The following is a 20,000-nucleotide window of genomic DNA, read 5'->3' on the forward strand; positions in this document are numbered from 1 at the left end:
GCCTCGCTCTACTGCCCCTCGGCCGCGCCGCCGAACAGGCCGCCCGAGCCCGACCCTCCGCCGTCCGAGCCGGACCCGCCGCCGACCTCGCCGGCCTCGCCCACCTCGCCGGTGCCGCCGTCCTGGCCGCCCACCGTGCCCTCGCCCGTTCCGACCCCGTCGGTCGGCTCGCCGGACACGGGCGGCGCCCCGGTCTGCGAGCCGCCGGGCACGGCCACGGTGACCGTCACCAGTGAGGCGCTCGCGGCCTGCGTCGCCGGTTCGGGGCTCTGCCCGAGGACCGTGCCGGGCAGGGCCGTGTCGGAGGCCTCCTCCGCGGTGGCGACCTCGAACCCCGCGGCCTCCAGTCGGACTTGTGCCTCCTCCAGGGACAGACCCCGTACCTCGGGCACCTCGACCGGCGGACCGGTCTCCTCCGACGGCTCGCCGGACGGCCCTTCGGACGGCCCGCCCGGCGCTTCGGGCAGCACCTCGTCGTCCGTACCGTCCGAACCGGTCTCGCGGGCCAGGCCGGAGTCCGGCTCCTCGACGTCGACGAGCTCGTAGACCTCGACCGGCTCCTCCTTCGGCGCCGGCTTGACCTTGGTCACCTTCTTCGAGTCGTACGACGACCACTCCTTGTTCCGGTCGTCGAACTTCACGTCGGCGTCGCCGATGCCGTGGTCGAAGGACTTCAGCGGGTTGCCGCAGGTGCACTGCACGGCCGGTTTCCCGAACTGGTCGACCAGCACCGCGATGCCCGCCTCCAGCAGCGCGTCGAACGCCTTGGCCCGGCCCTTGACGAAGTCGTGGTTCCTGACCAGGGTGTCCGCGCGCAGCACGACGGGCGTCAGCCGCTTCACGAAGCCCTCGATCTCGCCCACGCCGTCGAGACCCTGCGTCTTGGCCCACTCCTGGGCCTTGCCCCGGTTCTCCGGCTTCTCCAGGAACTCCACGAGCTTGGCCTTGTCGCAGCGGCCGGCGTCCCGGGTCCCCCCGTACAGACCCGGGTCGCCGCCGTCCCTCTCCCCGCTGAAGTCGGCCAGCGCCTTGCCGACGGCGATGTCCGCGCCGAGGGCCATCGCCTGCTTGAAGAAGGGCGCCGCGGTCGGCACGCCCCGAGCGACGGCCCGTACGGCGACCTTGCCGCCCATGCCGATGCACCCTGTCGTCAGCAAGCCGAAGACGGCCAGGACGACGGTGAGCGCGACCAGAGCGCGCCCCCTCCCCCGAATGCGTTTCATGATCTTCCTTCCGGCTCCTTCCGGATGCGTCCGGGCCTGCGCGGACACCGCCGCCGGCGCCGTTCGCCGTGGCGCGGTCGCCGTGTTGCGAGCGCGGTCCGGCCAGTGTGGGGGCGTCGTACGGGCCGGCACATCGGGGCCGGCACGGGATCCCGGGGGGCGAAGACCCGTGCCCGCACGGATGACGGGGCCGGCCGCCGCCGGTGAGCATGGGCGCATGCCCCGCACCGTGCTGATCGTCGACGACGACCCGGGATTCAGGGCCGCCGCCCGCGCGTTGCTGGAGGCCGACGGCGAGTTCACGGCGGCGGAGGCGGGCTCGGGGGCGGAGGCGGTCGCCGCCGTGGCGCGGCGGCGGCCGGACGCCGTGCTGCTGGACGTCGGCCTGTCCCCGGACGACGGCTTCGAGGACGGGTTCGCCGTCTGCCGGGCACTGCACGCGCTGGCCCCGGCGACGGCGGTGGTGCTCTGCTCGGCGCGCGAGGCCGAGTTGTACGGGGAGCGGATCGCCCGGTCCCCGGCGCGGGGGTTCCTCGCCAAGGAGCGGTTGTCGTCGGCGGCGCTGGCCCTGCTGGTCGCGCGGGAGAGCCCCGGTCCGTGACGGGCGCGGGTTCAGTCGTCGGAGGCGAGGTACGTCAGCACCGCCCGCACCCGGCGGTCGTACATCCCCCTGGCCTCCGGGCCCAGTTCCAGCCGGTCGAAGACGACGTTGACGTGGTCCTCCACCGTTCTCTTGCTGATCGACAGCTCCGCCGCGACGGCCGAGTTGGACAGCCCCCGCGCCATCAGTTCGAGCACCCTCAGCTGCTGGGCCGTCAGGTTGGCGAGGCGTTCGCGGCGGCGGGGGGTGCGGTAGAGGGCGCGCTGGATCTCCCCGTCGATGGCGTACCGGCCGGCCCCGACCTGCTGCACGACGCCGGTGACGAAGTCCGGTCCGGTCACCCGCCACTTGAGCTGGTAGCCGACCCCGCCCGTGTCGGCCCCCTGCCCGGCCTCCAGCAACTGCCGCAGATGGGTCAGTTCGACGTCCTTGGACAGCAGCAGGATGCCCACCTCGGGATGGGCGCGGCGGATGTCCACGGCGGCCCGGAGCCCTTCGAGGGTGTGCGTGGGCGGCATTCTGATGTCGACCACGGCGAGGTCGGGCCGGGTGCCGGCGACCGCCGCCCGCAGCCCTCGCGCCTCCGAGGCCCGCGCGGTCACCTCGTGGCCCTCGTCCTCCAGGATGGCCGCCAGTCCCAGCAGGTACACCGGGTCGTCGTCGGCCAGCACGATACGCAGGGCCCGCCGCCCGGCCCCGCCGGAATCCACGTCCGCCGTCATACCGGCTCCCCCTCGCTCTTCGCCGTTCCGCGCCGCCACGAGCGGCGTCACCGTTCCCCGTCGCCGTTCCGCGCCGCCGTGGGCAGCGTCACCGAGACGACCGTGCCCTGACCGGGAGCGCTGCGCACGGTCAGTTCGCCGTCGTACGCCGAGACCCGGTGGCGCAGTCCGAGCAGGCCCGTGCCGCCGCCGGCCGGGTCCGCGCCGCCGACGCCGTCGTCGGTGACGGTCAGCCGCAGCAGCGCGGCCTCGTGGTGCAGGCCGACGCGGATCGTGCGGGCGTCGGCGTGCTTGAGCACATTGCTGATCGCCTCCTTCACGACGTAGTACGCCGTGAGTTCGACCGGCTCGGGCAGCTCGGGCAGCCCGTCGGCGCGCAGGTCGACCGGCAGCGGCAGATCGGCGGTCAGCGACCGCAGCGCCTGCACCAGCCCCGCCTCGCTGAGGACCACCGGGTGGATCCCCCGGGCCGCCACGCGCAGTTCGGCGTGGCCCCGCTCCAGCGTGGCGAGCGCGTCGTCCAGCAGCGCGGCGGGATCCGGTCCCGCGGTCGACCGGCCGTCGAGGCGCCGCCGCGCGAGCCGGAGTTGGAGGCCCAGGTTGATGAACTTCTGCTGGGCGCCGTCGTGCAGGGCCCGTTCCACCTCGCGCCGCTGCTCGTCCCCGGCCTCGATGACACGGCGGCGGGACGCGCGCAGTTCGGCGACCAGGGCCTGGTTGTCGAGTTCCAGGGCCGCGGCGGAGACGACCGCCTCCAGCACGTAGCGGTCCTCGCGCAGTGCCGGATCGTGGACGAGGATGCCGACCCGCCGCCCGCCGCGCTCCAGGACGCTCGTCCACTGTCCCGGCCGGGCGGTCACGGGCCGGCCCTCGGTGTCCACGTAGCCCTCGCCCTCGGGGGCGGGGAAGCCCAGTTGGAGCGAGGTGTCGTCGAGGGTCCTGGCCAGTTCGTCGCGCAGTTCGTCGCGGGAGGCCAGCGGCAGCCGGCGCAGCAGTTCCGCGACGGCGGTCCGGCCGAGGCGGATCCGCCACACCCCGGCGAGGAAGGCGAGCGGCAGCAGCAGGACGCACACGTGCGTGACGGTCAGCAGCGGGGTGTGCGACCACGTGCGCTGCGCGCCGAGCGCCGCGTCGAGCCCGGAGGCGAGACCGCCGGCCAGGCCGACGGTGAGCAGCGGGGCCAGTTCCCGGCGGTAGGGCCGCGACGCGTCCGCCCAGCGCCAGAGCAGCACCGCGACCACGGCCACGCTGACGGCGAGCTGCACCGCGTCGGTGAGTTGCCTCAGCCACAGCACCGGGTGCGCCAGGAGCAGGTTGGGTGTCACGGAGTGGTGGAAGAACACGCTGACCGGCTGGAGGACGAACGCCACCGCGCAGCCCGCGACGAGCAGCACCCGGTCGGCGAGGGCCTCGACGGGGCCGTCGTCGGCGCGGGAGCGCAGCCGGCCGTAGGGGAACACCAGCAGCAGCGGGACGAGGAATCCGCTGGAGGCGGAGCGCAGGAACAGTCCGACGGTGTGCACCAGCGGGTCGGTGGAGATCTGGAGGTCCTCGGCGAACCAGCCGATGCCGACGCCCAGCATGAGCAGCCCGACCGCGTTGCCGGGTCGGCGCAGCCGCGCCAGCAGGCCCGCCCCCAGGTAGAGGCCGCCGACCGCGCCGGAGAACAGCGTCGAGGTCGAGTCGGCGTGCCGGTCGGGCGCCGTGAGGGCCAGGACGTACCCGCCGAACGCCGCGCCTGCCAGGGCCAGTGCGACGGCGGTGAACCGGGGGGACGGGCGCGGCGGGGCGGCGGTCTCGGTGGCCGGCAGCGGGGGCCGGGCCCGCGTACGGCCGCGGCTCCGGGCGATCAGGGTGGAGGTGAAGGTGCGGGCCGTACGCCCGGGGGTACTCCCCATGCACCGCCTCCCCCCATGACGGCCGTCCACGGGCGCGGTGCGTTCACCGGCGGTGACGCCCGGTCCCGCCGTGCGCCGCCGCGCGCCCGCGGACTCACGGTACGCGAACGCCCGACTCCCGTGCGTGGTACCGGAGAAACTCCCCCGCGGGAGAAATCCCTGCCCGCGCAGCCGACTCGGGCGTCCCCCCGGCCACGAACCGGCCGCCGCTCGCGCCCCCTGCGGGCCCAGGTCGATCGGCCGGCCGAAGGCAGGGGCGGGGGCGGCGGTGACGACGGAGCGGCCCGCGAGGACCGGCCGGCCCCGGGGCTCGTCCTCCCGCCGCTAGCGCAGCCGGGACGACGACAGGATCGACAGCAGGTGGGCCGGGACCATCACCCAGGTGATCACGGCGAGGGCGGCCAGCGCCCAGCGCGTCGGTTCGATGCCGCCGGTGACGGCGTCCGCGACGGCGGCCGCGAGCAGCACCAGCGACGCCTCGATGCCGTTCGTCACACGGTGGATCTTGAAGGCGGCGGCCAGCCGCCGCACCGTGGCCACCCCTTGGGAACGGGGCCGGGCCGCCTCGTCGTCGGCGACCGCGAGCCCGCGCCGCGCCCGCGCCACGTCCACCAGGTCCGTCGACGCCTTCAGCAGGACGACACCGAGGGCGGTCGCGATGCCGACCGACAGCCAGCCGCCGAATCCCGACTCGGCGGCCCGGAACCCGGCGCCCGCCAGCAGCGCCGCGTCGGCCAGGTAGGCGCCGAGCCGGTCGACGTAGATCCCGGTCGCGCTGTTCTGGCCCTTCCAGCGGGCGACCTCGCCGTCCACGCAGTCGAAGAGGAGGAACAGCTGCATCAGCACGACCGCCAGGACGGCGCCGGTCAGACCCGGGATCATCAGCGCCGCGCCGGCGGCGACCCCGCACGCCACCATGGTCCAGGTCAGCTGGTCCGGAGTGACGGGGGTGCGCACCAGCTGCCGGGTCAGCCGCAGGGAGACCTTCCGCATGTACAGGCGGCCGGCCCAGTGCTCGCCGTTCCGGCTGGCCAGCTTCGCCTGCGGCTGACACACCTCCCGCAGCTCCTCCAGTACCGGAGCAGCAACCATGAGCTTTCCTCCCACCCGGGCCCAACTGCCGCGCACGCGGCGATGATCGGGCCAGGTTACAGAGGCCTGAACGGGGGATGGACCCGGGCACCCCCGCGGGCCGGTCCGCGTTGCCCGGGGCCTTCGGCGTGGGAAGAGTGACGGCATGGATCACACACAGGCACGGCGTTGGCTCGGCACCGCCGTCGCGGAGGCCCGCGCCGGGCTCGCCGAGGGCGGCATCCCGATCGGCGCCGCGCTGTACGACGCGCACGGCACCGTTCTCGGCCGCGGCCGCAACCGCCGTGTCCAGGACGGCGACCCCTCGACGCACGCGGAGACGGCCGCGTTCCGTGCCGCGGGACGGCAGCGCTCCTACCGCGGCACGACGATGGTCACCACGCTCTCGCCGTGCTGGTACTGCTCGGGCCTGGTCCGGCAGTTCGGCATCTCCCGGGTGGTGATCGGCGAGGCGGTCACGTTCCGGGGCGGGCACGACTGGCTGGCGGAACACGGCGTGGAGATCGTGCTCGTCGACGATCCCGAGTGCGTCGCGATGATGCGCGACTTCATCGAGGACAACCCGGCCCTGTGGCACGAGGACATCGGCGAGTGAGCCCGCCCCATCGGGCCGCCGGCCTCCTCACATCCCCCGCGCCAGCTGCTCGATCAATCGTTCGAATCTGGCTCTCCAGCCCTGTTCCGACTCCCCCTCGCCGCGGAACTCGTGCGTGAAGCGCAGCACGGTGCCGGCGGATCCGTCGCGCTCCAGATGGAACCGGATCCGGCCGCCGCCCTCCACCGTGTACTCGGCGACCCGGTCCACGTCCCACGCGGTGATCCGCCCGGCCCCCAGATCACGCAGGGTGACCGCGCCGCCCAGCCGGGGTTCGAGCTCATCGGCGGGGGTGAACCAGGCCGCGAGCCCCTCCTGGGTGGACAGCGCCGGCCAGACCTTCCCCATGGGGTCGGGGAGCCTCACCACGAAGTGCAGGATGTGCGTGTTCCCGTGGGTCTGGCTGGTGCCCTGTTCGATGGAACCGGTCATGACACCAGCCTGACCCCGTACGGGGGCTCACGCATGCGTTGCGCCGCTCAGAACCCGGCGGCCCGGAGGACACCCATGCCGACGTCGGCGTAGGAGTGCTTGCCGGAGACGAAGATGTTGACGCCGTAGTAGTTGAACAGCCAGCAGCCGAACGCGAGCAGCGCCAGATAGGCGGCCTTGCGGCCCTTCCAGCCGGCCGTGGCGCGGGCGTGCAGGTAGCCGGCGTAGGCGACCCAGGTGATGAAGGACCAGGTTTCCTTGGGGTCCCAGCCCCAGTAGCGGCCCCAGGCGTCACCGGCCCAGATCGCGCCCGCGATGATCGTGAACGTCCACAGCGGGAAGACGGCGGCGTTGACGCGGTAGGAGAACTTGTCCAGCGAGGCCGCGGCGGGCAGCCGTTCCAGCACCGAGGTCGCGAAGCGGCCCGGGGTGCCGCCGGAGGCGAGCTTGTTCTCGTAGGAGTCGCGGAAGAGGTAGAGGATCGTGCTGACGGCACCCACGTAGAAGACGGCACCGCAGAGGATGGCGGTCGAGACGTGGATGTACAGCCAGTACGAGTGGAGGGCGGGGACCAGCTGGTCGCTCTCGGTGTACAGGACCGTGACGGCGAGACCGAGGTCGAGCAGCACCGAGGTGGTCAGGAACAGGCCGAGCCAGCGGACGTTCTTCCGCGCCGCGAGCAGTGTGAGGTACACGCCGACGGCGACGGTGGAGAAGGTGATGTTGAACTCGTACATGTTGCCCCACGGCGCCCGCTGCACCGACAGGGCCCGGGTGAGCACACCGCCGGCCGCGATCAGGAACGCGAGCGCGGTGAGGGACACGGCGATACGGCCGTAGAGGTCGCCCTGCTCCGAGCCGCCGTGCGCTCCCGGCCCGTCGGGCACGTCACGCGAGCCGGCGGCGGCCCGCACGACCACCTGGGGCCGCTCCAGGACGGTGGTCCCGCCGCCCTTCTTCACGGTGACCGCCGGGCCTGCCTCGGCCGGCGCGGTGGCGGTGAGCGCGGCCGCGGTACGGCCGACCTTGCTGCGGCTGCCGAGGAGCCATTCGGCGATGTAGGCGAAGAAGGCCAGGGTGTAGACGGCCATCGCGGAGTAGATCAGCGTGTTGCTGAGGTTCGCCAGGTTCTCGTTGGTCGCGGCGGCGAGAGTCACTTCTCAGCCCCTTCGGCAGGTACAGCGGGGTCGGTTGGGTCGGGATCGTCATCGGGGTCGGGAGCGCCCGGGGCCTTGTCGTACAGGAGGCCGGCGAGCTCGCCCAGTTCCTCGGGCACCTTGGCGGACTCGCTGCGGCCGAGGCCGGCCATCTCGACGACGGTGACACCGTCGTCGCCCCGCACCGCGCGCACCCATACCCGGCGGCGCTGGATGAACAGGGAGGCGGCGAGGCCGAGGATCGCGGCGACGGATCCGGCGAGCGCCCAGCCGCTGGCGGGCTGCCGGGCGATGGAGAAGCTGGCCCACTCCTTGACGCCCTCGAAGGTCACCGAGCCGGCGCCGTTCGGGAGCGTCATGGTCTCGCCGATCTTCAGCCGCTGCTTGAACAGGTCGCCCTTGGAGTCCTTGAACTCCTTCAGGCTCTTCTTGTTCAGCTGGTACACGCTCTGCGGGATGCCGGAGTCGACGCCCAGGTCGCCGTGGTACGCCGACAGCGCGAGCCGCGGGTTGAGCAGCGCGGGGAACTGGGAGGTCATCGTGCCCCGGCCCTCACCGGCGAAGGTCGGCACGAAGAAGGCGTTGAAGCCGAGCTGTTCCCGCTCGCCGTCGGCGTTGCGGTAGCCGTCCATGACCTTGATCGCGCCGGTGGAGGTGACGAAGCCGTCGAGCGGCAGCAGCGGCACGGCCTCCTTGTCCATCACGACCTTGCCCCGGGCGTCGCGCACGGTGACGACGGGCGCGTAGCCGTGGCTGCCGAGGTAGACGGAGGTGCCGCCGACGTCCAGCGGCTCGTTGACCTTGATGGCCGCGTCGCGCTCCTTGCCGTAGGCGCCGACGCTGTAGGTGACGCGGGCCTCGTAGGTGCGCGGGGTGCCCTGGTTGGGGCCGGCGGTCTCGTACGTGCCGCGGAAGTCGTCGAGGTTGAAGCTGAAGGCGTCCAGCGCGTCCTGGGAGAAGAGGTTCCCGGAGCGGAAGTCGTCGTACTGCGTGAGGGTGTTGGCGAAGCCGTCGCCCTCCACGATCAGCTTGGTGCCCTCCGACTTGAACAGCTGGCCCCAGGCGAACGCGATCAGCATCACGATCAGCGCGATGTGGAAGACGAGGTTGCCGGCCTCGCGCAGATAACCCTTCTCGGCGGCGACCGCGTCACCGGCGACATGGGCGCGGAAGCGGCGCTTCCTGAGGACCGCGAGCGCCGCCTCGCGCACCTGCTCGGGTGCGGCCTCGGTGCGCCAGGTCGTGTGCGCGGGGAGCCGGGTGAGCCGCTTGGGCGCGGCCGGCGGACGGCCGCGCAGCTGGCCGACGAACTGCCAGGTGCGCGGGACGATGCAGCCGATGAGGGAGACGAACAGCAGGATGTAGATCGCGGAGAACCACACCGAGCTGTAGACGTCGAAAAGGCCGACCTTCTCGTAGATCGGCGAGAGCGTCTCGTGCCGCGCGCGGAAGTCGGCGACCTGGGTGGGGTCGACGCCGTTCTGCGGAATCAGCGAGCCGGGGATGGCGGCCAGCGACAGCAGCAGGAGCAGCAGCAGCGCGACCCGCATGGAGGTGAGCTGCCGCCAGAACCAGCGGGCCCAGCCGACGACGCCCAGGGCGGGCAGGTTGGGCGCGTCCTCGCGGGGCGCGGTGGACAGCTGGGAGCCGGCCGCGCCGAGGTCCTGGTCCTGCTCCTCGGAGGTGTCCGGAGCCTTGTCGGTCGTCGTCTTGCTCATCGGTCAGATCCCCACAGTGAAGCCGTTGGACCAGGTCTGCATGTCCTGCACGAGGCGGTCCCACGCGCCCGTCAGCAGCAGCAGCCCGGTCACGATCATCATGATGCCGCCGATGCGCATGACCCAGACGTAGTGCCGCTTGATGAACGCGAAGGCGCCGAGCGCCTTGCGGAAGGCGATGGCCGCGAGCACGAAGGGCGCACCGAGTCCGAGGCAGTACGCGACGGTCAGTATGGCCCCGCGGCCCGCGCTTCCCTGGTTGGACGACAGGATCAGCACGGAGGACAGGGTCGGGCCGAGGCAGGGCGTCCAGCCGATGCCGAACAGCGCGCCCAGCACGGGGGCGCCGACGAACCCGGACACCGGCCGCTTGTGGAAGCGGAACTCGCGCTGGGTGAGCCAGGGCATCAGCCCCATGAAGAAGACGCCCATGAGGATCATGAAGACGCCGAGGATCTTGGAGAGGACGCCCTTCTGCTCCTGGAGCGTCTGGCCGAAGTACCCGAACAGCGCACCGGAGGAGACGAACACGACGGTGAAGCCGAGGACGAACAGCGAGGCGCCGGTGACCATCCGGCCGCGCCGGGCCTCGGCCAGGTCGCTGCCGGTGACCCCGGTCACATAGGAGAGGTAGCCGGGGACGAGCGGCAGGACGCAGGGCGAGAAGAAGGAGACGAGGCCGCCGAGCAGGGCGAGCGGCAGGGCCACCAGCAGGGCGCCGTCGAGCACCGTGCCGTTGTAGCCCGTGGCCGCGAGCGTGGACAGCGCGCTCACGTCACTTCTCCGCGAGGACCGGGGCGAGCATCTCGCGCAGCTTGTCCTCGCTGAGCGGCTGGAGCGCGCGGGCGGCGATGCGTCCGTCCCGGTCGACGACCAGGGTGGAGGGGATGGCCTGCGGGTTGAGGGTGCCCTTCTCGAAGCGGAGCATCAGCTTGCCGGTCGGGTCGAACAGGCTCGGGTAGCTGACCCCGTACTCCTCCTCGAAGGCGCGGGCCGGACCGACGCTGGCGTCGCGGGTGTTGATGCCGAGGAACTCGACGCCCTGGTCCTTGGTGTCCTGGTAGACCTTCTCGAAGTTCTTGGCCTCGGCGCGGCAGGGCGGGCACCACGAGCCCCAGACGTTGAGGACGACGACCTTGCCCTTGTGGTCGGCGATGTCGGCCTGCCCGCCGTCGACCGTCTTCCCGGACAGATCGGGCACGGGCGCCCGGCCGTCCGCGGCGACGGTGTCGATGCCGTCGGTGCCCGCGACGAAGTTGGTGTCACCGCCGCCGCCGGCGGTTCCTCCGGAGCTGCAGGCGGTGAGCGCGAGTGCCGCGGCGGCGGCCCCGGCCGTCAGGACGGCGGCGCGACGACGGGTGCGGCGTACGGGGTTCGAGCGCAGGGGGGCGCGGTTGGCGGCACTCATGTGAAAAGTTTCGCATGTCCGTTCCGGGGATCTTGCGCACCCCCCTTCAGGACAAGAACCCGCATTTCAGAGCTGCTTCCACCCCTCTGCGGGCGCCTGCCCGACCGTGAGGGTGCGGAACGTCTCCAGCACCTCCGGCCGCTGTACGTCCAGCCAGTCCGCGAACTGCCGGAACGACACCATCCGTATGTCTCCGCCCTTGTCCCTCTCGCGGGCGATGTGCTTCAGCGCCTCCTCCACGGCGTCCATGTAGATGCCGCCGTTCCACTGCTCGAAGTGGTTGCCGACGAAGAAGGGTGCGCGATTTGTCTCGTATGCCCGCTTGAACCCGGATATCAGGGCCTGCGTCGACTGCTCGCGCCAGCCCGGGTAGTTGTGGGCGGGCGCGTTGGTGGAGTTCACGGACTGGTTGGCGAGCATGTTGTAGTCCATGGAGAGGACCTCGAACGAGCGGCCGGGGAAAGGTATCTGCTGGAGCGGAAGGTCCCATATGCCCTGCTTCTTCTGCGGCCAGACCTGAAGGCCGCCCGGCGACGAGGCGTCATAGCGCCAGCCGAGCTCCCGGGCGGTGGGCAGCAGGTTCTCCTGCCCGAGCAGACAGGGCGTACGGGCGCCGACGAGTTCCTTGTCGTAGTCGAAGGGCAGCGACGGCACGTCCGTCCAGCCGGTGTTGGTCCGCCACTCCTTGACGAAGGACTTGGCCTGGTCGATCTCGCTGCGCCACTGCTGCGGCGTCCAGTTCCCCACCGAGCCGGAGCCGGCGCAGAAGTGGCCGTTGAAGTGGGTGCCCACCTCGTGCCCCTCCAGCCAGGCGCGGCGCAGGTTGACGAGGGTGTCCTTGATGTGCGCGTCGGTGAGGAAGGAGATGTCGGAGGCGCCGCGCTGATTGTTCGGCGGGTCGTAGAGCCGCCGCTTCGACTCGGGCAGCAGATACAGCCCCGAGAGGAAGAACGTCATGTGCGCCTCGTGCTCCTCGGCGAGGTCGAGGAAGCGCGGGAAGAGTCCGTTGCCGACCTCGGCGGCTCCGTCCCAGGAGAAGATCACGAACTGCGGCGGGGTCTGCCCCGGCTCCAACGGCACCGGCGGCGCGGGCTGGCGGGGCTGCTTGCCGGTGAAGGAGGTGGAGCCGTCGCCGATCGGCCGGGCGGAGGGCGACGGGGTACCGCTGGGCCGGCGGCTGGGCCGGCCGTCACCGGAACCGCCGGCACCCGTCGGCCCGTCCGAGGATGCGAGAGTCCCGCAGCCCGCGAGTCCGACGGAGGCCCCGGCCCCGGCCGCCAGTCCGATCGCTCGCCTTCGACTGATGTGACGCATGCCGTCCCCGTCCGTTGGGCTCTCTGAATGTCACTCGTTCAGAGGGCACTTCACAGGACGAGGTTCCACCCGATCGTGCAGATTTGGTGACAAACGTAACGAAGCTCTCACCGAGTTTACATAAGGGGCATTACGCCCCGAACGCCTTGTCCTTGCCCTTCACCGGCTTGGCGCCGGCCAGCAGATGGGCGGGGACGAGATCCCGGGCCGGCTCGCTGTATCCGACGGAGACGATCCGGTCGCCCTCGTAGGTGAACGACGTCAGGGAGGCCAGCGTGCACTGCCTGCGGCGCGGGTCGTGCCACAGCCGCCGCCGCTCGACGTACGACCGCACGATCCAGATCGGCAGCTGATGGCTCACCAGCACCGCCTCGTGCCCGCGCGCCGCGTCCTTCGCCGTGTCCAGCGCGCCCATCATCCGGACGACCTGATCGAGGTACGGCTCACCCCACGACGGCCGGAACGGATTGACGAGGTGCTTCCAGTTGCCGGGCCGCCGCAGCGCCCCGTCCCCGACCCCGAACGACTTGCCCTGGAAGACGTTGCCGGCCTCGATGAGCCGCGCGTCGGTCGCCAGGTCCAGTCCGTGCGCCTTGGCGATCGGTGTCGCCGTCTCCTGCGCCCGCTCCAGCGGCGACGCGCCGACATGGGTGATGTCGCGCGAGGCGAGGTGCTCCGAGACCCGGTCGGCCATCTGCCGGCCCAGCTCGGACAGGTGGTAGCCGGGCAGCCGCCCGTACAGGATCCCGTCCGGGTTGGCGACCTCGCCGTGCCGCATCAGATGGACGACGGTGATGTCCTTGGCCGTCATGCGGTGGCCTCCGCCGCCGCGCGGGCCGCCGCAGGAAGGGCGTCGGCGATCCGCTGGACGGCGCGCTCGTCGTGCGCCGTGGAGACGAACCACGACTCGAAGGACGACGGCGGCAGATAGACCCCGTTCGCCAGCATCGAGTGGAAGAACGCGTTGAAGCGGAACGACTCCTGCGCCCTGGCGTCCTCGTAGTCGCGCACCGGGCGGTCGGTGAAGAAGACCGAGAACATGTTGGACGCGTTCTGCACGGTGTGCGCCACGCCCTCCTTGGTCAGCGCCTCGGAGACCAGCGCCTGGATCTGCCGCGACACCTCGTCGATCCTGGTGTACGCGGCGTCGTCGAGCAGCCTCAGCTGGGCGAGCCCGGCGGCGGTGGCGACCGGATTCCCGGAGAGCGTGCCGGCCTGGTACACGGGCCCGGCGGGCGCGAGGTGCGTCATCACGTCCGCGCGTCCCCCGAAGGCCGCGGCCGGGAACCCGCCGCCCATCACCTTGCCGAAGGTCATCAGGTCGGGCACCACGCCGTCGACCCCGAACCAGCCGGCGCGGCTCGTGCGGAAGCCCGTCATGACCTCGTCGGAGATGAACAGCGCGCCGTTCTGCGCGCAGGCGTCCTTCAGTCCCTGGTTGAAACCGGGCAGCGGCGGTACGACGCCCATGTTGCCGGGCGACGCCTCGGTGATCACGCAGGCGATCTCACCGGGGTGCGCATGGAAGGCGGCGTGCACCGCTTCGAGGTCGTTGTACGGCAGGACGATGGTGTCGCCGGCCTGGGCGCCGGTGACACCGGGGGTGTCCGGCAGCGCGAAAGTGGCGACACCGGAGCCGGCCGCGGCGAGCAGCGCGTCCACGTGGCCGTGGTAGCAGCCCGCGAACTTGATCACCTTGGCCCGTCCGGTGAATCCGCGGGCCAGCCGGATCGCCGACATGGTCGCCTCGGTGCCGCTGGACACCAGCCGCACCTGCTCGACCGGCGCGACGCGCGCGACGATCTCCTCGGCGAGCGCGACCTCGCCCTCACCGGGCGTGCCGAAGGACGTACCGCGCGCCACCGCCTCCTGTACGGCGCCGATCACCTGGGGGTGGGCGTGGCCGAGGATCATCGGACCCCAGGAGCACACGAGGTCGACGTACTCCCGGCCGTCCGCGTCCGTCAGATACGGCCCGCTGCCGGACACCATGAACCGTGGCGTACCGCCCACCGCGCGGAAGGCCCGTACGGGCGAGTTGACGCCGCCGGGCGTCACGGCGGCCGCACGGTCGAACAGAGCCTGCGACGCGGGCGCTTCGTATGAATAAGGCAGTTCGCTCATGACCTGCGACTTCTCCGACCTCTCGGACTCCGTTTGCCAGTGACCCCCTCAGGGTAGGCCAGCCCGGCCCGGCGGCATCGGCTCGGCAAACCGGCGATCGGCGCGGCTGCATCTGCGAAACTGTGAGCCGATACCGAGACCTGTACGTACAGGTCAAGCGGAGCATGGCATTCAGAGGCTGTCGAAGATCCTGCGGACAGGTGTTTCCACGCACGTTTCGGCGCGCGACCGTGGGGGAGGTCACTGACACGATGATCGGGTTGCGCGGCGGGGGCCACGCGTCCTAGAAAAGCAGTCGGGTGGAGATATGCATCGCGGTGGCGGACTGGGCGAGGGGACCGACGACCTGGGTCCTCGACGTGCCCGGCGGGGAAGGCACCGGCGCGACGCGGAGGAATCGACCGAGAGACTTCAGGCACACGGTGGAACGAGTGAGTCCGAGCACATCGACCGGAGGGTCGAGCAGCTGCGGGCGGGAAGCAGGAACGGTGGTCGGGTGGGGGTGACGTACAAGTACTTCGGCGCGCCCGACGGTGCGACCGCTGCCCGTGTCCCGATCTCGATGCGCCCGGAGGAACTCGGCGGCGACGAACTCGGCATGAACGGCATGTTCACCAAGATCAAGCCGGAGACGATGGCCGCGATGGTCCTCACCGGCATCGAGGGTGTTCCCCTCCACAAGGTGCCGCCACTGGAGCTGGTCGTCCTGCACCCCGACTACGCGGTGGTGAAGCTCCCCATGACGGTGGTGGACCCCCTGCGCGGCATCGGCGAGGAGGCGGTGGGCGCGGCGGCGTTCATCTGGTCGACGGTGCCGGACCGCGGCGGACCGCGGGACGCGTTCAACGTGTACCAGCTGCTCCACGAATGGCAGGACTTCTCCCACCGGTTGCATGAGGCGGGGCATCAGCCGTACTGCCTGGTGTGGCCCTGAGCCGGGGCGTCACGCATCACGGGCGGAGCTTTCGGGCTCCGCCCTCGTCGTCTGCGGGGTGAGGCGGCGGAGCCCCCTCACCCCCCTCCCACCGTGAACCCGATCACCGACCCACCGCCCTCTCTGCGGTGGGCGAACGGGGCTCCGCCGTGGGCCAGGGCCACTTCCCGGACGATGGACAGGCCCAGCCCGGAGCCCGGTAGGGACCGGGCGTCGGCGGCGCGGTAGAAGCGGTCGAAGACGCGGGTGAGGTCGGGCGCGGCGACACCGGGGCCGCGGTCCAGGACCTCGACGCGGACCGTGCCCGGCCGGGCCGGCCCGGCAACGACGATCTCGATCGGCGCGAGGCCCTCGCTGTCGAACTTCGCCGCGTTCTCGACCAGGTTGGAGATCGCCCGGGTGAGCATCCCCGGCCGGACCTCGGCCGTCGTGTGACCGCTGGCCCGGACCTCGATCCGGCGGCCGGAACGGCGGCGGCTCAGGCCCGCGACCTCCTCGGCGAGGTCGGCGAGGTCGATCCGCTGCACCGGTTCGGTGTCCGACTGCCCCGCCGCCAGGTCCACCAACTCGTTGACCAGATCGGTCAGTTCGCGGGCCTCCTGAGTGAGGTCGGCGACCAGTTCGTCACGGCTCTCGGGCGGGAGCTCGTCGATCCGGCGGAGCAGGGAGATGTTCGTGCGCAGCGAGGTCAGCGGCGTGCGCAGCTCGTGCCCCGCGTCCTGGACGAGCCGGCGCTGGTCCTCCTCGGACTGGGCGAGCCGGCCGAGCATCCGGTCGAAGGCCCGGCCGAGGCGGCCCACCTCGTCCCGGCCGGTGACGGGCACGTCGATACCGAGCCGCCGGGTGCGGGCGACGGCCTCGGCGGCCGAGGTGAGGATCACCAGCCGCCGGGTGATGTGCCGGGCCAGCCACCAGCCGAACAGGCCGGCCCCGACGACCACCGCCGCCATCAGCAGCAGCGTCCGCTGCTGGAGCGCCCGCAGCAGGTCCTCGGTGTCGCTGAACTCCTGCGCCACCTGGACCGCGCCCCGGCCGCCGCCGAGCCCGACGGTGGCGACCCGGTACACGTCGTCGCCGACGTCGACGTCCCGGTGCTCGACCAGCCGCCCGGCGGTGGCGGCGCCCGCGACGTCGCGGTCGGCGCCGGTGACCGGCAGACCCGGGCTGCCCGGGTCGACGACGCTCCCGTCCGGGCCGAGCACCTGCACGTCCGTGCGGGCCGGTCGTACGAAGTCGTGTCCCGGCGCGGAGGAGAAGTCCTCGGGGTCCATGCGCCGCTCCGCGACCTCGCCCCGCAGGTCCTGCACGATCTCGTCGAAGACGGACTGCTGGTCGACCCGGACGAGCCGGGCGGCGGCACCGTAGGACAGGATCCCGACCAGGACCGTGACGGCGGCGGTGATGGCGGCGAAGGACACCGCGAACGTGGTCCGCAGCGACGCGAGCCGCAGCCACCCCCTGCCCGACAGCAGCCGGGGCCGGCGCGTCACTCAGTTCTCCCGCAGGACGTAACCCACCCCGCGGACCGTGTGGATCAGCTGCGGCGCTCCGGGCTCCTCCAGCTTGCGGCGCAGATAGCCGACGTAGACGGCGAGGTTCTTCGAGCCGGGCCCGAAGTCGTAGCCCCAGATGCGGTCGTAGATCGTGGAGTGGTCGAGGACGATTCCCTCGTTGCGCACCAGCAGTTCCAGCAGCTCGAACTCGGTGCGGGTCAGTTCCAGTTCGCGGCTGCCGCGCCAGGCACGGCGGGCCTGCGGGTCCATGCGCAGCCCGGCCGCCGCGATCAGCCGCCCGGCCAGGAGCTGCCGCTCCTTCGCGTCCGCGGCGGGCACACCCCCGTCCGCGCCGGCCGCGGGCACGCCCCCACCGTGCGCGGCTCCGCCCTTCGCGGCGCCACCGTCCCCCACGGCTGCGTTCGCCGCGGCTCCGTTGGCGCTGCGCCGCAGCAGGGCCCGGAGCCGGGCGAAGACCTCCTCGACGTCGAAGGGCTTCACCACGTAGTCGTCGGCGCCCGCGTCGAGCCCGGCGATCCGGTCGGCCGTCTCCACCAGCGCCGTCAGCATCAGGATCGGCGTCCGGTCGCCCTCGGCGCGCAGTACGCGGCAGACCTGGAGGCCGTCGATCCCCGGCATCATCACGTCCAGCACCAGGATGTCCGGCGGGGTGCGGTGGGCGTGCGCCAGGGCCTCCACACCGTCGGCGACCGCCGTGACCCGGTACCCCTCCAGCGTCAGGGCCCGCTCCAGGGCGTGCCGGATGGCGCGGTCGTCTTCGGCGAGCAGGAGAGTCGGGGCCACTCACCCAGTGTGGCAAAACGGTCGAGTGGTACGACCACGGGGGCGAGCCCCGGCCGGGCTTCTTACTGGCCTCTCACCCGGCCGGGCGCGCCCACCGCGTCACGCGTCGGGCCGCAGCGCGGCGAGCTGCTGCTCGAAGGGGATCACCTCGAAGTCCCCGGTGCTCACGACGGGCCGCGGCACCTTCGCCGACAGCCCGCTCATCAGCGCCGCCAACTGCTCCCCGGCCCGCTCGATCCGCTCGTCCAGCCCTTCGGCGCCCCAGTCCTCGGAAGCGGCGTAGACCCCGGTGGGGACGACGACGGCCCGCAGGTAGGAGAAGAGCGGACGCAGCGCGTGGTCGAGGACGAGCGAGTGCCGGGCGGTGCCGCCGGTCGCCGCGATCAGCATCGGCTTCCCGGTGAGCGCGTCCTTGTCCAGTACGTCGAAGAAGGACTTGAACAGGCCGCTGTACGAGGCGCCGAACACCGGCGTCACCACGATCAGCCCGTCGGCCTGCGTGACCGCGTCGAGGGCGGCGCTCAGCTCCCGCCCCGGGAAACCGCTGGTGAAGTTGTGCGCGATCTCCACGGCGAGTTCGCGCAGTTCGACGACCTGCACCTCCGCCGACGTCCGCCCGGCGGTGGCCAGCGCCAGCCGGTCGGCCAGCAGCCGGGTGGAGGACGGGACGCTCAGCCCCGCGGTGACGACGACGAGCTTCATTCGACCTTCACTCCTTCCGAAGCGGCGGCGAGCAGCGACTGGTGGTTCGGCGCGTCCGGCACGTTCGCCGGACGGCCGGCGGCGAACTCCTTGCGCAGCACCGGCACGACCTCCTCGCCGAGCATGTCGAGCTGCTCCAGCACGGTCTTCAGCGGCAGTCCCGCGTGGTCCATCAGGAACAGCTGGCGCTGGTAGTCACCGGCGTACTCGCGGAAGCTCAGCGTCTTCTCGATCACCTGCTGCGGCGAACCGACGGTGAGCGGGGTCTGCTCGGTGAACTCCTCCAGCGTGGGCCCGTGCCCGTAGACCGGCGCGACGTCGAAGTACGGCCGGAACTCGCGCACCGCGTCCTGCGAGTTCTTCCGCATGAACACCTGCCCGCCGAGCCCGAGGATCGCCTGCTCGGGGGTGCCGTGGCCGTAGTGCGCGTACCGGGACCGGTACAGCTCGACCATCCGCTTGGTGTGGTCGGCCGGCCAGAAGATGTTGTTGTGGAAGAAGCCGTCGCCGTAGTACGCGGCCTGCTCGGCGATCTCGGGCGAGCGGATCGAGCCGTGCCAGACGAACGGTGCGACGCCGTCCAGCGGCCGGGGCGTCGAGGTGAAGCCCTGGAGGGGGGTGCGGAACTTGCCCTCCCAGTTCACCACGTCCTCGCGCCACAGCCGGTGCAGCAGGGCGTAGTTCTCGATGGCGAGGTTGATGCCCTGCCGGATGTCCTGCCCGAACCAGGGGTAGACCGGCCCGGTGTTGCCGCGCCCCATCATCAGGTCCACCCGGCCGTCGGCCAGGTGCTGGAGCATCGCGTAGTCCTCGGCGATCTTCACCGGGTCGTTGGTGGTGATCAGCGTGGTCGAGGTGGAGAGGATCAGCCGCTCGGTGCGGGCCGCTATGTAGCCGAGCATGGTCGTCGGCGACGAGGGCACGAACGGCGGGTTGTGGTGCTCGCCGGTGGCGAAGACGTCGAGGCCGACCTCCTCGGCCTTCAGCGCGATCGCGACCATGGCCTTGATCCGCTCACGCTCGGTCGGCGTACGCCCCGTCGTGGGGTCCGGCGTGACGTCGCCGACGCTGAAGATCCCGAACTGCATGGTCGCTCACCCTCCAAGTTGTTGATGATTCAACTATACCCCCAAACGGATCCCACCCTGTCCTTATTCCGACCCCGGATCCGGCCCGATCCGGCCATGTCCCGAACGGGTCGGACGGCATCCACCCGCCCCGGCCCGCCCACGACCCGCGGCCACGACCCGCGGCCGGAACCAGCGGCCGGAACCAGCGGCCGGAACCCCGCGCTCGGGAGCAGCTCAGAAGTAGTACGGATCCCCGGTGTCCAGCACCAGCACACGCTGCGGCTCGCTCGCCCGGTCACCGTCCGCCGCTCCGCCGCGCCACACGGTGTCGACCTCCAGCCACACCTCGCTCGACACCCCGGCCAGCCGGGCCACCAGGCCGATCCCCGCGCCGTCGCCCCCGGCCGGCAGCGCCCCGACGCCGCACAGCACCGTGTCGGCCCCGGAGCGGGTACAGGCGGCGGGCAGCGCCTGCCGGTCCGCCAGCGGCCTGGACCAGCGCATTCGCACCGTCGCGTCCGGCACCGCGGACGGACCGGGATTGCTCGCGGTGAGCCGGACGCCCACCACACCGGAGTGCAGCATCGCGACCCCGTGGTACTCGGGCCCGGCCGCCCCACCGCTGTCGGCCCCGGCGATGGGAGCCGCCCCGCCGACCGCCAGCACGGCGGCACACCACAGCCCCACCACCCGCGACCGCCCCGTCACGACCG

At 72.0% G+C, this 20,000-nt stretch carries 20 protein-coding genes; 3 read left to right on the forward strand and 17 right to left on the reverse strand.

Going from position 1 to position 20,000, the window contains the following annotated elements; genetic code table 11:
* Positions 1–8: 8 nt before the first annotated feature.
* Positions 9–1,223 (reverse strand): PASTA domain-containing protein, encoded by a 1,215-nt coding sequence (locus DN051_RS17610; protein ID WP_112439045.1) that lies wholly within the window; start codon positions 1,221–1,223, stop codon positions 9–11.
* Positions 1,224–1,440: 217 nt separating this feature from the next.
* Between DN051_RS17610 and DN051_RS17615 the strand changes: the two genes are divergently transcribed.
* The gene (locus DN051_RS17615) at positions 1,441–1,824 is read left to right on the forward strand and encodes a response regulator (protein WP_053760478.1); all 384 of its coding nucleotides are present in this window, start codon (positions 1,441–1,443) and stop codon (positions 1,822–1,824) included.
* A gap of 11 nt (positions 1,825–1,835) precedes the next feature.
* Here DN051_RS17615 and DN051_RS17620 read toward each other — a convergent pair whose 3' ends face one another.
* From DN051_RS17620 to DN051_RS17630, 3 genes are all read right to left on the reverse strand, one after another.
* The gene (locus tag DN051_RS17620) at positions 1,836–2,546 is read right to left on the reverse strand and encodes a response regulator transcription factor (RefSeq protein WP_246041057.1); all 711 of its coding nucleotides are present in this window, start codon (positions 2,544–2,546) and stop codon (positions 1,836–1,838) included.
* A gap of 47 nt (positions 2,547–2,593) precedes the next feature.
* A complete protein-coding gene (locus tag DN051_RS17625) occupies positions 2,594–4,444 on the reverse strand; it encodes a sensor histidine kinase (protein ID WP_112439046.1) in 1,851 nt (616 codons plus the stop codon).
* Positions 4,445–4,768: 324 nt separating this feature from the next.
* Positions 4,769–5,536, reverse strand: coding sequence for a CDP-alcohol phosphatidyltransferase family protein (locus tag DN051_RS17630; protein ID WP_053760476.1), 768 nt, complete (start codon positions 5,534–5,536; stop codon positions 4,769–4,771).
* A gap of 145 nt (positions 5,537–5,681) precedes the next feature.
* On the opposite strand from DN051_RS17630, the gene DN051_RS17635 reads away from it, so the two are divergent.
* Positions 5,682–6,131: a nucleoside deaminase gene (locus tag DN051_RS17635; RefSeq protein ID WP_053760475.1), complete on the forward strand. Its 450-nt coding sequence runs from the start codon at positions 5,682–5,684 to the stop codon at positions 6,129–6,131.
* Positions 6,132–6,158: 27 nt separating this feature from the next.
* Here the strand turns inward: DN051_RS17635 and DN051_RS17640 are convergent, their stop codons facing one another.
* From DN051_RS17640 to hemL, 8 genes are all read right to left on the reverse strand, one after another.
* On the reverse strand, positions 6,159–6,563 hold the full coding sequence (locus DN051_RS17640) for an SRPBCC domain-containing protein (protein WP_053760474.1): 405 nt from the start codon (positions 6,561–6,563) through the stop codon (positions 6,159–6,161).
* A 47-nt stretch (positions 6,564–6,610) separates the two neighbouring features.
* Complete coding sequence (gene ccsB / locus DN051_RS17645) at positions 6,611–7,720, reverse strand: c-type cytochrome biogenesis protein CcsB (RefSeq protein ID WP_053760473.1); 1,110 nt, start codon at positions 7,718–7,720, stop codon at positions 6,611–6,613.
* On the reverse strand, positions 7,717–9,438 hold the full coding sequence (resB, locus tag DN051_RS17650; RefSeq protein ID WP_112439047.1) for a cytochrome c biogenesis protein ResB: 1,722 nt from the start codon (positions 9,436–9,438) through the stop codon (positions 7,717–7,719). Before resB ends, ccsB begins: the two co-directional genes overlap by 4 nt.
* A 3-nt stretch (positions 9,439–9,441) precedes the next feature.
* Positions 9,442–10,212 (reverse strand): cytochrome c biogenesis CcdA family protein, encoded by a 771-nt coding sequence (locus DN051_RS17655; RefSeq protein ID WP_053760471.1) that lies wholly within the window; start codon positions 10,210–10,212, stop codon positions 9,442–9,444.
* A 1-nt stretch (position 10,213) separates the two neighbouring features.
* On the reverse strand, positions 10,214–10,846 hold the full coding sequence (locus tag DN051_RS17660) for a TlpA family protein disulfide reductase (protein ID WP_053760470.1): 633 nt from the start codon (positions 10,844–10,846) through the stop codon (positions 10,214–10,216).
* A gap of 66 nt (positions 10,847–10,912) precedes the next feature.
* Positions 10,913–12,160 (reverse strand): polysaccharide deacetylase family protein, encoded by a 1,248-nt coding sequence (locus DN051_RS17665; RefSeq protein ID WP_112439048.1) that lies wholly within the window; start codon positions 12,158–12,160, stop codon positions 10,913–10,915.
* 130 nt (positions 12,161–12,290) lie between these two features.
* Positions 12,291–12,971: a histidine phosphatase family protein gene (locus DN051_RS17670; RefSeq protein WP_053760468.1), complete on the reverse strand. Its 681-nt coding sequence runs from the start codon at positions 12,969–12,971 to the stop codon at positions 12,291–12,293.
* Positions 12,968–14,284, reverse strand: coding sequence for a glutamate-1-semialdehyde 2,1-aminomutase (gene hemL / locus DN051_RS17675; RefSeq protein ID WP_112439049.1), 1,317 nt, complete (start codon positions 14,282–14,284; stop codon positions 12,968–12,970). The genes DN051_RS17670 and hemL overlap by 4 nt, the downstream gene beginning before the upstream one ends.
* 307 nt (positions 14,285–14,591) lie before the next feature.
* On the opposite strand from hemL, the gene DN051_RS17685 reads away from it, so the two are divergent.
* Positions 14,592–15,218 (forward strand): hypothetical protein, encoded by a 627-nt coding sequence (locus tag DN051_RS17685; RefSeq protein ID WP_199314948.1) that lies wholly within the window; start codon positions 14,592–14,594, stop codon positions 15,216–15,218.
* 77 nt (positions 15,219–15,295) lie between these two features.
* On the opposite strand, the gene DN051_RS17690 is transcribed toward DN051_RS17685, so the two are convergent.
* The 5 genes from DN051_RS17690 to DN051_RS17710 all read right to left on the reverse strand — a co-directional run bounded on the left by DN051_RS17690 (position 15,296) and on the right by DN051_RS17710 (position 19,995).
* Positions 15,296–16,708: a sensor histidine kinase gene (locus DN051_RS17690; RefSeq protein ID WP_053760466.1), complete on the reverse strand. Its 1,413-nt coding sequence runs from the start codon at positions 16,706–16,708 to the stop codon at positions 15,296–15,298.
* Positions 16,709–17,515, reverse strand: coding sequence for a response regulator transcription factor (locus DN051_RS17695; RefSeq protein WP_112439051.1), 807 nt, complete (start codon positions 17,513–17,515; stop codon positions 16,709–16,711).
* A gap of 99 nt (positions 17,516–17,614) precedes the next feature.
* The gene (locus DN051_RS17700) at positions 17,615–18,217 is read right to left on the reverse strand and encodes an FMN reductase (protein ID WP_053760464.1); all 603 of its coding nucleotides are present in this window, start codon (positions 18,215–18,217) and stop codon (positions 17,615–17,617) included.
* Positions 18,214–19,305: an LLM class flavin-dependent oxidoreductase gene (locus DN051_RS17705; protein WP_112439052.1), complete on the reverse strand. Its 1,092-nt coding sequence runs from the start codon at positions 19,303–19,305 to the stop codon at positions 18,214–18,216. The genes DN051_RS17700 and DN051_RS17705 overlap by 4 nt, the downstream gene beginning before the upstream one ends.
* Before the next feature lie 216 nt (positions 19,306–19,521).
* Positions 19,522–19,995, reverse strand: coding sequence for a hypothetical protein (locus DN051_RS17710; protein ID WP_112442324.1), 474 nt, complete (start codon positions 19,993–19,995; stop codon positions 19,522–19,524).
* Positions 19,996–20,000: the final 5 nt, after the last annotated feature.

The organism is Streptomyces cadmiisoli (assembly GCF_003261055.1).
GTDB lineage: Bacteria > Actinomycetota > Actinomycetes > Streptomycetales > Streptomycetaceae > Streptomyces > Streptomyces cadmiisoli.